Genomic DNA, 10,978 nt, shown 5'->3' with positions numbered 1-10,978 from the left:
CAGGCGCTCGAATCGCTGCGCAATTTTGGCCGCGCGACGCAGGTCAAGCTGCTTGAGGTGGATATGGTCTCTGCGCGACCACCAATTGACGAGGCGCTTGATTTGCCAGCCGGGACTGAGCTTCTGCGTGTGGTTCGTACCCGCTGGCTCGATGGTGAGCCGCTTGGTCATTTTGTCAGCTACATTCCTTCCGATCTCGGCAAGGCAATGACACGTGCCAATCTCAAAACGACACCGATGCTGACGTTGCTCGAGGACGCGGGTGCGCATATTGGCGCCGCCCATCAGACGATCTCGGCCACACTTGCTGACGCTGCAGTTTCGGCGAGCCTGCACGTCGACATCGGATCGCCAATCCTGCGGGTCAGCCGGACCGTCTTCGACGTGAATGAACGGCCGGTGCAACACATCCTCGCCCAGTTCCGCCCTGATCGTTATCAGATTCGCCTCGATCTGAATTCTCCCCGTAGTCTGGAACCGCAGATTATCTGACGGTCTTTCCAGTTTCTTGGATTATTGATATAGAAATATAACAATTAAATCGCTACGATGCTAGCATCATAGTGGGGAATCTGCAGAATGAACGACTGGACCAGCGATACGGAACCGCAGCTGCTGAGGATTTCCGGCACGACTGCGACCGTTCCAGACATCGCCGCCGCCGAATCCTGTTATAGCGAACTGCTTGGATACCGGGTGTTGGAAAGAGGCCGGATCGATCAGGCCCTCGCCCAGCGCTGGGGTGTACCCGCTACAGCCGCAGCCGCCTTCTGCACCTTGCGTCCCGAAAATGAAGACGATGTCTTTATTAGACTTATCGAAGCACCCGCCGTGCCGGACTATTCACCGCTGACCAGCTTTGGCTGGACGGCATTCGAAATCATCGTGGATGATGTCTATGAGCTGGCGGATCGGCTGGACGCTTCGTCCTTTCGGCATCTAGCAGGGCCGAGGCCGCTCCAGTTCATGCCGTCGATCGTCGCCATGCAGGTCGTGGGCCCGGGTGGTGAATGCCTCTATTTTACAATGGAGAGTGGCGACCGGAACACATCAATCCTGCCCGGGGCTTCGGGCTTTGTCGGTCGGCCATTTATCGTTGTAGCCGCAGGATCCGATTTTGATCCGATGCTTCGCTGGTATGTGGATCATTTCAGACTACGCGAAAGGCCAGTGCGCAAGAGCAAGGTAGGAGTTCTTCAGCATGCCCAGAATCTTTCTGCTGATCACGCCTTTTCGCTTAGCGCAATAGGGATGGCACAACACGGGAACCTGATTCAACTGGACGAATATCCGACAGGTACGGATTTTATCGCCGGAGTTCGACCCCGGCTCGACGGGCACTTGCCACCTGGCAATGCGATAGTCAGTTTCGAGGTTGCCAGCCTTTCTCCCTTTGTCGACCTTGCGCATGGACCCGAGGCGATCTCGGCAGGGGCCTGTTACGGCGGCCGGCGCTCGCTTGTTCTGACCGGGCCGGCCGGCGAATTAATTGAGTTGATCGAATCGCGTTGAATTGTGATATAGATAGAACAATATAGCTGAGATATGGAATCCGCCCTTTGGGTGAAACAAGGAGTTTGAGATGAAGGTTCGTGACGTTCAACATGCCGTTCTTCCCCGCACGACTGCCGAGGAAGGCTGTAGGCAGAACGCGGTTGTTTCGCTGCGCCGGCTGCTAAATAGCAAGGTCAGGCCAAGAAACGTCGGGATATTCGAATCCGAAGCCGCTCCCGCGTTCGCCGAACGTCATGGTCGTCAGCCTCAATCGCACGAAGAAGTACGCGAAGCCTTTCTGATGTCCCCCGGCTATCGGATGTGGAGCGCCGCTAACCGGTCAGCTCAGGAGATGATATGGGTTTCGGTCGGAGAGCCAACCTATCGTGATCTCGAACGCATGGAGCAGGCGACGAAGGAGCTGATCGAAGCCGATGACAAGCTTGGTAGCCTCTCGCTGGATTCGTCCTATCATCCCTCGCCGGAAGTGGCGGATGTCGACATCCATCTCCAGCCCGGCGGATATGCGATGAATCGCAGCGACTATGATGTTGTTTCGGGCGCGCTGTACGAATGTGGTGGCAATGTCTTTTCCTTCGGCCAGGGCATCGGTCGCGGCGATAGCAAGGCGGGTGTCATCATGCGGCTACTCAATGAAGAATTTGATGGGTTCAAACCGGCCAAGATGCTCGATATCGGCTGTTCAGCGGGAGCTGCCTCCGCGGCCTATCCTGCCGAATGGCCTGACGTCGAAATTCATGCGGTCGACCTCGGTGCCGGGATGCTGCGCTATGCCCATGCCCGTGCGGAGTCGCTGGGCGTTGCCGTGAATTTCCATCAGATGGATGCTTCGGACATGCGTTTCGAAGACGAAAGTTTTGACCTTGTTGTCTCGCACAACCTGATGCACGAAATCGGTGAGGAAAAGCGTCGCGCGATGATACGCGAGTCTTTCCGTCTGGTCCGTCCCGGAGGCGTCGTCATTCATCAGGATGTCGCCATCCGCAACCAGCCGACACTTGTGCATGAAATCGAGCGCGATTGGGACACGCATTTCAACGGAGAGGTGCACTGGAACACCTATGCAACGGCCAATCTGCAGGCCGATATGATCGCCGCCGGGTTTCCCGAGGACAATGTCGTCGAACATGATCTTTCGGCGCTACATGGCATGGCAAATAATCGCTGGTATGCGATCAGCGGCAGGAAACCTCTCTAATGACAAACCAAGCTCAAGCCATTGCCGCGTTGATCGAATCTGCGCGTGGACAACGTCCCCAAAGCCTCGACAATCGCGAAGCCGAGGAGACACTCAATATCGCTCTGGCGCTGCTCGTCGAGCTGTCGGTCGCCAATGACAAGATCGACAGGCTTGAGAGGGTGGTCGCGGAAATGCGCGGCGAGGACGTCGCGACGCTGCGCGATATCCGCTATGACGGAGAGGTCGCCGAACAACGTCAGGACGCGACCGACGCATTGTTGATGCGCGCACTACGGGTTCTTATAGATCCCCGTGCCCCGGCGAACGACTAGACTAGATTCAGCCCGTCTGGCCCTGCCAGCTGTCCACGACTTCGCCGGCGGTCGCGAACCAGCTCTTGCTGGATCCGGCCAGCTTTCCGAGCAGCTGTTCGAAAGCGTCCATCCTGTGGGGCAGGCCAGTGATATAGGGCGTGATTGTAAACGGTAACACGCGACCGCCAAACCGGTCCGCCTCCACGATCAGCCAGTCGAACGCGTCCTCAATCTGCCGGGAGACGCCTTCCATCGAATGCTGCTGCAGGGCAATCATCTGCCGGTCGGAAAGTTCGTGGTTGAATGGCATGCTGACGATCGTGCCAGCCTCGGTCGTCGCGAGATAGGGCAGATCGTCGTTCACCCAATCGCACATATAATCGAAGCCTTCTTCGACCAGCAGGCGCGGCGTATTCCAGCTTTGCGACCGCGCGATCGACTGCCACCCTCGCGGTATCGTGCCCATCGCCTCGGCCAGTGTATCGCGTGCCTGAACGATCAGTGCGCGCTCTTCAGCTTCGGGTAAGCCGGTCGCGATAGTTCCGTTCATGTCCGTCGAATGGGCGATGATCTCATGACCTTCAGCCAGGATGTCGGAGATGATGGAAGGGTAGCGTTCGGCAATGGTGGCATTAACCGCGATAGTCGCATGTACTCCGGCCTTCGCAAAGGCGTCGAGCAGGCGGTAAAAGCCAACCCGTGTGCCATATTCGCGCGCCGTATAATGGCGATAGTCGGGATAAGGTGTCACCATATGACCGGGCGCGCGGAAAGGCGCATCTTCCGGTGTGATCGGGAACCATTCGAGGTTGACCAGCAGCGTGACCGCCACCGTCTTGCCATCAGGCCATGCAACCGGTTTGCGTGTGGGCAGAGGAGAGGGAATATAGAGGTCGTGGTCCATGCCTTCACGGCGCTTGGGATATTCGAGATAGGAGGGGTCGAGGCTCATCCGGCGTCCTTCGCATAGCGGGCGGCATCTGCCGCGGTCGCGTCATAATAATCGTTGGCGAGAAAATGGTCGGCGATATCGCCCGACCGGGTGATCCAAGCACGCCCGTCGGCGGCGATATGCCTGAGCACCTCCTCGAAAGGACCGATCCGGTGTGGCTGGCCGATCAGATAGCTGTGCAGCGGGATGCACATGACGGTGCCCGATTGCTCACCCTCGGCTGCGAGCCGTTCATATTGCCGGATCAGCGTGTCAGCATATTCGCGCGGGGACATGTTGTAGACGAAGAAGCCATAATGGTCGTTGACCTCGATACTGTAAGGCATCGAGATCAGTCGTCCGTCCTTGACGTGGACCGGCCCGGGCTGATCGTCATGATAGAGATCACAGGTATAGGTCATGCCATATTCGGCGAGAAGGTCGAGCGTGCGCGGTGTATGGGTGAGCGCCGGAGCGAGCCAGCCCTTGATCGTCTGCCCCGTCGCATCGCGGACGGTCTTGATCGAATCTTCGATGATCGCGCGTTCCTGTGCTTCGTCCATACCGTAGCTGTAGCGGGTGTTGTAGATTCCGTGGCTGAAGAACTCCCAGTCCAGCGCGTTGGCATGGGTGACAACTTCTGGATGGTGCTGGCACAGCGCGACCGACAGCGAAACCGATCCCTTGAAGCCGTGCTTCTCCATCACCTCGGCCATCCGCCAATGGCCGATACGGTTGGCATAATCGCGATGCCCGTAGGGGACGATGTCGGGATGCGGCCTTGGCCAGCTCTTGCGTTGGGGATTGGCCGGCGGATCAATCTCGTAATATTCGAGATTGGGCGAGACCCAGACCGCGACCGTCTTGCCCTCGGGCCATTCGATCTTCGTTCGATCGCGATACGGCCGGAAATCATAGAGTTCGGGATCTTTTTCGCCTTCGCGCATCAGCGGGCCTCCAGCCAGTCGATTACCGCCTGCACCGGTTCGACATCGGCATATTTGAGCTGCAAGTCGGTCAGATTGGCGAAGTGATAGCTTTCATGCTTGTCGGCGCAGGTCTCGATCGGGACGATGGTCCTGTAGCCGTGGCTGAGACTGTCTACCGCAGTTGCGCGGACGCAGCCCGAGGTCGAACCTCCGGTCACGACGACGGTGTCGACCTTGTGCCATGTCAGATAGCTGGCCAGCGGTGTTTCGAAAAAGGCGCTCGGCATCCGCTTGGTATAGATAAGGTCATTTTCTTCAATGGCGCAACGCTGATCGAAGGCGTGTCGCTCGCTTCCATATTTGATGTTTTGCAGCGAATCCTCGGTATCGGTCCGCGTGCCCCAGATTCCGGCGTCGCCAGCATCGGCCTTATAGGCGACATGGGACCAGATCACCGGCATGCCCCTGTCCCGCGCCAAGCGGGAGATCGTGTTGATATGGGCGATCTGCTGCGGATCGGTTTCATATGATGTCTTGAACATGTCGAGCCGAGTATAGGCCTGCTGGACGTCGACATTGACGATAGCAAGCTTCTCGCCAAAACCAAATTTTTTGCGGGCCGGGTTGGCCATTACCTCGTCGAACAACTGACGTGCCGTCTTGTCCTCGCAGATCATCTTGGTGCCGATCGTCATATAATAGTTTCCAATTCTCTTGGGCCAACTTCGCCTTGAAAACCGAGCGGCAGCCCGGCATTTGGTGTGAATCCGTAAAGCTCTTCTCCCGGAAGCGCTTCCTGTACGATTTTGCGCACCGCCAGAAGTTTTTCGAGATCGATTCTTGTTTTGAGTCCCATCGCCTGTAACATGAAGACGAGGTCCTCGGTTACGATATTGCCACTGGCGCCTGGCGCGAACGGGCAGCCGCCTATTCCGCCGAGTGAACTGTCAACAGTAGTGAGCCCGACGTCCAACGCGGCAAGCACATTGGCAAGGCCGAGACCGCGCGTGTTGTGCAGGTGGATGCCGGTCAGCGCCCGGTCGCCGACAACGCCGCGCACCGCCTTTACCATATGCTTCACCGCGTGCGGATCGGCGTAGCCAGTGGTGTCCGAGAGACCTACCTCGTCGCAGCCTGCCTCCATCAACCGTTCGGCCAGACGCAAGATCTGGGATTCGGGAATGGCGCCCTCAATGGTGCATCCAAAGACGGTTGAGAGGCTCCCCTCGAAATGCGGGCGTTTGCCTTCCGGCAGGCTTGCAATCGTCGCGGCGATACGGGTGGCATCCTCGATCACCTGATCGTGCGTACGGCGCAGATTGGCGAGGCTGTGAGATTCCGAAACCGAAAGTGGCAATGTGATTTTATCGGCTTGAGCCAGTATAGCATCGTGCGCGCCGCGCAGATTCGGTACCAGTACGGCAACGGTCAGATCGGGAATTGTCTTGGCGAAGGCAACAATTTCCGCCGTGTCGGCAAGTTGGGGCAGCAACTTGGCGGGTACGAAGCTTCCAACCTCTATTTCGCGCACGCCTGCAGCTGATTCGGCTGCAATCCATGCTTTTTTGACGGCAGTCGGCATGACTGTTGAAATGTTCTGTAACCCGTCGCGTGGGCCCACTTCGCTAACAAAAATATCTTCTGGCATAAACCTCTGCTTGCTTTAATGTACTAGTTCTATATCAAATAAGGCCAAGATGTCGAGAGACAAGATTTTGATGATGAGATTTGAAAGAGTAGGGGTATAATGGAGCGGTTGCCGTTGGAAGGGATAAAAGTTGTCGAGTTCACCCATATGGTGATGGGCCCGTCGATCGGCCTGATGCTGGGTGATCTTGGAGCTGACGTTATCAAGGTAGAACCGGAAGGCGGCGATCATACCCGCCGTCTGCTGGGTTCGGGTGCTGGCTATTTCCCGATGTTCAATCGCAACAAGCGCAGCGTTTGCCTCGATCTCAAAAGCGAGCAGGGTAACGCCGTAGCCCGCCGTCTGATCGATGAAGCCGACGTAATGATCGAAAATTTCCGGCCGGGTGCCTTGGCGAAGCTCGGGCTTGGACCGAAAAATTTTACAAAGAGCAATCCGCGCCTCATTTATTGTAGCGCCAAGGGTTTTCTCACTGGCCCATACGAGAACCGCACCGCACTCGACGAAGTCGCGCAGATGATGGGCGGACTTGCTTATATGACAGGTCCTCCCGGACGGCCTTTGCGTGCCGGTGCTTCGGTGATCGATGTAACCGGGGGTATGTTCGGGGTCATCGGTATCCTTGCTGCGCTCGAACGGCGGCACCGGACCGATAAGGGCGGCGAGGTGAAATGCTCGCTGTTCGAGACAACGGCCTTTCTGGTAGGCCAGCATATCGCGCAAAAGGCAGTAACTGGCACGACCGCGCCGCCGATGCCCGCCCGCATTTCGGCCTGGGCGGTTTATGACGTCTTTGAAACGTTGAATCAGGATGAGCAGCTCTTTGTCGGCGTCGTCAGCGATCCCCAATGGGTGGTCTTTTGCGAGGTCATGGGACTGGAGGACCTTGCCGCCGATCCGACGCTTGCGGTCAATAATGAGCGCGTGCGCCAGCGCGAACATATCCTCCCGGTGATTCGGGATCTTTTTGGCGGCATGACACGCGACGAACTGGTTGGCAGGCTGGAATCTATCGGCTTGCCTTACGCACCGATCATGCGTCCCGACGATCTGCTCGAAGATCAGCACCTGCTCGCCAGCGGTGGTTTTGTTGAGGTAACTCTCGACGATGGCAGCCGCGCAAAACTTCCTGCCCTTCCGCTTGAAATCGACGGGAAAAGGATGGGCTTGCGGCATGATTTGCCGCGGGCTGAAAATAGTAATGGCATCGATTTCAATTAGGTGAGGGCGTCTTGGAACGGACTATATTCGATAAAATCTGGGACGGTCATACGATCGGGCCCCCTGCTGGCGAGACCGATCTTGTCCTCGTTGACCGCATTCTTCTCCACGAGCGAACGGGCGGAGTAGCGCTGAAAAGCTTGCTTGCACGTGATATTCCCGTTCGTGATCCCAATCATGTTTTTGCGGTCATGGATCATATCGTTGACACCTTTCCAGGGCGCACCAGCGAGACGCTGATGCCGACGGGCAAGGATTTCATTATCGCGACCCGCGAGGGCGCCCGGGCGGCGGGCATCCGGCTTTTCGACCTCGACAGTCCCGATCAAGGCATCGTCCATGTAATATCGCCCGAACTGGGCATCGTACTGCCGGGTACGACGCTGATCTGTCCGGATAGTCATACCTGTTCGCAGGGCGCGCTCGGCGCGCTGGCCTGGGGCATCGGATCGACCGAGGCCGAACATGCGCTCGCCACATCGACCTTGCGTGTCCAGCGACCCAAGCGAATGCGACTCACTATTTCGGGCAGGCTCGCACTTGGCGTAACGGCCAAGGACCTCGCTCTCGCTTTGCTCGGCCGTTTCGGTGTCGGCGGCGCCGCCGGGCATATCGTCGAATATGCGGGCAGCGCGGTAGAGGCACTTGATATCGAACAGCGGCTGACCTTGTGCAACATGGGTACGGAATTTGCCGCGTTCAGCGCGATCATCGCACCCGATGCAACCACAGTCGATTATGTGAAAGGGCGCCGGTACGCGCCAGTCGGCGACGATTGGGATCGCGCCGTGAATGACTGGCTCGCTCTGCGCAGCGATGCCGATGCGATCTTTGATATTGAACTTGCCTTTGATGCGAGTGATGTCGCGCCGATGGTCACTTGGGGCACCACGCCGCAACAAGTGGTGGCGATCGACGGTGCTGTCCCAGCCGCTGATGAAGTTGGAAAGGCTATGGTCGAAGGCTACCAACGTGCGTTGCATTATATGGGTCTGGAGCCAGGCACGGCGATGGAGTCGCTGAAAATCGACGCGGCCTTTATCGGTTCATGCACCAACAGCCGGATCAGCGACCTGCGACGGGCTGCGGCTATACTCGACGGTCGAAAAGTTGCGCCCGGCGTGAAGGCGATCTGCGTTCCGGGATCAAGCAATGTCAAACGTCAGGCGGAGGAAGAGGGCTTGCACCGCGTGTTCCAGCGTGCCGGCTTCGAATGGCGCGAATCGGGTTGCTCTATGTGTTTTTTCGCGGGGGGAGAAAGTTTCGGCCCGCAGGAACGGGTGGTGTCGTCTACCAACCGCAATTTCGAAAGCCGTCAGGGGCCGGGCACGCGCACGCATCTCGCCTCACCGGAAACCGTTGCCGCCTCGGCCATCGCCGGGCATATCGCCGATCCGCGTAAGCTGGAGATCTAAGATGGAGCCCTTCACCACCTTCACAGCCGTCGCAGCTCCCCTGATGCGGGACAATGTGGATACTGATGCAATCATTCCTTCGCGAGAGATACGGCAAGTATCGAAAAGCGGCCTGGCTGATGGTCTGTTCGCGGGTTGGCGCTATTTGTCGATTGGCGAACGCGATCCCGATCCCGCTTTCATGCTCAATGATCCGGCACTAAAGAATGCCCGGATACTAGTCGCCGGAGAGAATTTTGGCTGTGGGTCGAGCCGCGAACATGCGGTTTGGGCGCTCGCGGAATATGGTTTTCAAACGATTATTGCGCCCTCATTTAACCCGATCTTCCGCAAAAATTGTCTGGCCAATGGCGTGTTGCCGGTCGTGCTCACAGCATCGATTGTCGAACCTATCGCTCGCGGGCTCGCCGCGGCACCTGGTTCCCTCCTGACGGTAAACCTCGTAGAGCAGGAATTGCAAGACGAAGTTGGCGGTTGCTGGACCTTCGAAATCGACGGTGATGAAAAGCGAGCCCTGCTTTCTGGCCTTGACCCAATCGACCTCACGCTGACTTTGTCCGATACAATCGCCGCCTTTCGCTACCGTGATGAGCGAGAGCGGTCATGGGCCTATTCGACATTGTCACGTTAACTTGATGTAGTCGTGCTGATATTCGAACGATGGCCAGAGTTAAGTTTCCGTGAAATGGCAATATAGGTTGGAACTTTGCACGTTCGATTGATCGGTCGTTTAGGCTGAGCTCGTAACACTTTGTAGCTTATCATATTGGCTAATTATCAACCTTTTCGGCAGTGCACAAAATGTCTGGAGATGGGCCGGGTACGGACTGACGGCTTTCAAGTGTATCGTAAGCGAATGCGGACATTCAAATCACCAGCCGCCTTGGGATAGGGTTTAGGACGGTTACCAAACCGCTCATCTGCGTCGGCTGACACGCGAAGCGGATAATGCCGGAATGATGTGAGCCGTGTCGGCGCGATTATGAAGCGTGGAATCTGATTGACCAATCCGGCGCTCAAAGCCCGCGGGTGAACCGCACGGCTAGATAGATCAAACTGCCTTGGTTCAAAGAAGCGAGAGATCGCGGGATTGGGCGTTAGGAGGATCTCCGCTACTCAAAATGTATCAAATAGGGTTTGCAAAGCATCGAACGATAGGATGTTCTCAGCCAAATTACGGAGCGCTAAAACCTTGTAAGGTCCAGACGGAAACGGCCCTGCGCGGTCGTAGACGACATAAAGGCGCTGGCCGGAATTAGTTGCCGACAGACCAGCGATTTCTCTCGCCACCGCCGCCCGGCGCTTATGGGCGGCTTCCATCTCGAGAAAGGCGAACGGCACGAGCCAAACCTGTGGAGAGTTGCCCGGCATGCTAGCCTCGGCAAGCGCGGCTGCAACAGAAGCATTGCGATCTTCGGCATCTCCGAAAGCGAACAAGCTAGTTTCGACACCGGCTGCATGAAAAACGCGCTCAAGTTCCTCAACACACGCAGGTGGTGCATTTCGCACGACAATCGGCACAATTCTCATTACTCTAATCTAGTTCATTTATAACATTTTCCAACCCCTTCGTTGCCGGACGTAGTCCTAGTGGATAGAATCTAACGTTTGGTGCCCTCTTTTGACAGCAGAGGTGGCTCGGGAAAACTGCACAGCGGGATAAGTGGATTTTCTGTCTAACGGTGGCCAAAGCGGCCGCATGACAGGAGCGTATATGAGCAGACGACCACGCCGGAACCACAGTCCGGCATTTAAAGCAAAGGTGGCATTGGCTGCGGTGAAGGGTGAGAAGACGCTGGCTGAGTTAGCGCAGCAGTTTGACGTT

12 protein-coding genes are annotated in these 10,978 nt (G+C 57.0%); 7 read left to right on the top strand and 5 right to left on the bottom strand.

All coding sequences use genetic code 11. The features are described from left to right. The 4 genes from ACESNI_RS17280 to ACESNI_RS17265 all read left to right on the top strand — a co-directional run. A partial coding sequence (locus tag ACESNI_RS17280; protein ID WP_373089280.1) for a GntR family transcriptional regulator occupies positions 1-492 on the top strand: 492 nt, incomplete at its 5' end. 87 nt (positions 493-579) lie between these two features. After that, on the top strand, positions 580-1,512 hold the full coding sequence (locus ACESNI_RS17275) for a VOC family protein (RefSeq protein ID WP_373089278.1): 933 nt from the start codon (positions 580-582) through the stop codon (positions 1,510-1,512). A gap of 70 nt (positions 1,513-1,582) precedes the next feature. Continuing rightward, positions 1,583-2,713 carry a class I SAM-dependent methyltransferase gene (locus tag ACESNI_RS17270; RefSeq protein ID WP_373089276.1) on the top strand — a complete coding sequence of 377 codons (1,131 nt, stop codon included), beginning with the start codon at positions 1,583-1,585 and terminating at the stop codon, positions 2,711-2,713. Next, positions 2,713-3,027 (top strand): hypothetical protein, encoded by a 315-nt coding sequence (locus ACESNI_RS17265; RefSeq protein ID WP_373089274.1) that lies wholly within the window; start codon positions 2,713-2,715, stop codon positions 3,025-3,027. The genes ACESNI_RS17270 and ACESNI_RS17265 overlap by 1 nt, the downstream gene beginning before the upstream one ends. Positions 3,028-3,034: 7 nt before the next feature. Here ACESNI_RS17265 and ACESNI_RS17260 read toward each other — a convergent pair whose 3' ends face one another. From ACESNI_RS17260 to ACESNI_RS17245, 4 genes are read right to left on the bottom strand one after another with little or no spacing between them, the layout of a single operon-like run. After that, positions 3,035-3,961 (bottom strand): polysaccharide deacetylase family protein, encoded by a 927-nt coding sequence (locus tag ACESNI_RS17260; protein ID WP_373089272.1) that lies wholly within the window; start codon positions 3,959-3,961, stop codon positions 3,035-3,037. Further along, the gene (locus tag ACESNI_RS17255) at positions 3,958-4,887 is read right to left on the bottom strand and encodes a polysaccharide deacetylase family protein (protein ID WP_373089270.1); all 930 of its coding nucleotides are present in this window, start codon (positions 4,885-4,887) and stop codon (positions 3,958-3,960) included. Before ACESNI_RS17255 ends, ACESNI_RS17260 begins: the two co-directional genes overlap by 4 nt. Next, on the bottom strand, positions 4,887-5,564 hold the full coding sequence (locus ACESNI_RS17250) for an isochorismatase family protein (RefSeq protein ID WP_373089268.1): 678 nt from the start codon (positions 5,562-5,564) through the stop codon (positions 4,887-4,889). The genes ACESNI_RS17255 and ACESNI_RS17250 overlap by 1 nt, the downstream gene beginning before the upstream one ends. Next, entirely contained in the window at positions 5,561-6,517 is a 957-nt protein-coding gene (locus ACESNI_RS17245; RefSeq protein WP_373089266.1) for a hydroxymethylglutaryl-CoA lyase, read from the bottom strand. The genes ACESNI_RS17250 and ACESNI_RS17245 overlap by 4 nt, the downstream gene beginning before the upstream one ends. A gap of 99 nt (positions 6,518-6,616) precedes the next feature. Between ACESNI_RS17245 and ACESNI_RS17240 the strand changes: the two genes are divergently transcribed. Genes ACESNI_RS17240 through leuD form a run of 3 tightly spaced genes read left to right on the top strand, consistent with a single transcriptional unit; the run spans position 6,617 to position 9,784 of the window. Then, positions 6,617-7,738, top strand: a complete 1,122-nt coding sequence (locus tag ACESNI_RS17240; RefSeq protein WP_373089264.1) for a CaiB/BaiF CoA transferase family protein — start codon at positions 6,617-6,619, stop codon at positions 7,736-7,738. Positions 7,739-7,749: 11 nt separating this feature from the next. After that, a complete protein-coding gene (locus ACESNI_RS17235; protein ID WP_373089262.1) occupies positions 7,750-9,153 on the top strand; it encodes a 3-isopropylmalate dehydratase large subunit in 1,404 nt (467 codons plus the stop codon). Position 9,154: 1 nt separating this feature from the next. Continuing rightward, on the top strand, positions 9,155-9,784 hold the full coding sequence (gene leuD, locus ACESNI_RS17230; protein WP_373089260.1) for a 3-isopropylmalate dehydratase small subunit: 630 nt from the start codon (positions 9,155-9,157) through the stop codon (positions 9,782-9,784). A 485-nt stretch (positions 9,785-10,269) separates the two neighbouring features. On the opposite strand, the gene ACESNI_RS17225 is transcribed toward leuD, so the two are convergent. Then, positions 10,270-10,683, bottom strand: a complete 414-nt coding sequence (locus ACESNI_RS17225; protein WP_373089258.1) for a hypothetical protein — start codon at positions 10,681-10,683, stop codon at positions 10,270-10,272. Between the last annotated feature and the right edge of the window lie 295 nt (positions 10,684-10,978).

This window comes from Sneathiella sp. (genome assembly GCF_041689005.1).
Classification (GTDB): Bacteria; Pseudomonadota; Alphaproteobacteria; order Sneathiellales; family Sneathiellaceae; genus Sneathiella.
Note: the sequence above shows the minus strand (reverse complement) of the source record. Positions and strands in the feature narration are given on the sequence as shown.